This window comes from Vibrio sp. Vb2131, assembly GCF_033338535.1.
Classification (GTDB): Bacteria; Pseudomonadota; Gammaproteobacteria; order Enterobacterales; family Vibrionaceae; genus Vibrio; species Vibrio alginolyticus.
This window is the reverse complement of sequence record NZ_JAWOSW010000123.1, coordinates 1-569: the sequence shown is the minus strand read 5'-3', so window position 1 is coordinate 569 and position 569 is coordinate 1. Positions and strand designations below refer to the sequence as shown.

General features: G+C 49.4%; 1 protein-coding gene. It reads left to right on the top strand.

Translation table 11 applies throughout. The annotated features are described in order from the left end of the window. On the top strand, nt 1-569 hold a 569-nt coding region (locus R7E38_RS23200; RefSeq protein WP_318082196.1), incomplete at both ends, for a proprotein convertase P-domain-containing protein.

Here is a 569-nt window from a genome sequence, read left to right as displayed (position 1 = left end):
TGCAACTGGCAAACTCGGCCTCTTTCAGTGCCAACTTACCAACGGGGCTGACGTGTGGTGCACCGTTTGAATCTAAAGTTTCAGTGGATTATCAGTTTGCTGAAGGGCTTAAGGCGCAATCTTGGCAAAACGTGACGGCGCTAGTGAATGGTATTCCTCTACTTTTGAATAAGCCCAAGACTATCGAGGATGCGCTCACCGATGCGAGTATTAACTCGCGCGGTCAAGAAGTGCAAGGGAACAAAATTTTTGTTCAAACACTATCAGACAAAACGCAGAAAATTGCTGACTCATTTGCCGTTTATCTCGATATCGAACACGCGAATTTAGCGGATTTACACATCACGTTGACGTCGCCACAAGGCCAGTCTGTAGTGCTGTTTAACCATCAGCCGAGTCAATCGGGTGGGTTTACGGGCTATTTCACGGTTCAGCACGATCCACAGCTGCAAGCATTGGTTGGAGAGCCTAGTTGGGGAACGTGGCGACTAGAAGTCTCCGATCGGGTGGTCGGCAACTCGGGCGCACTAAAAGCGTGGGGTGTGAGTCACTTTAACCAGTATCAGTGC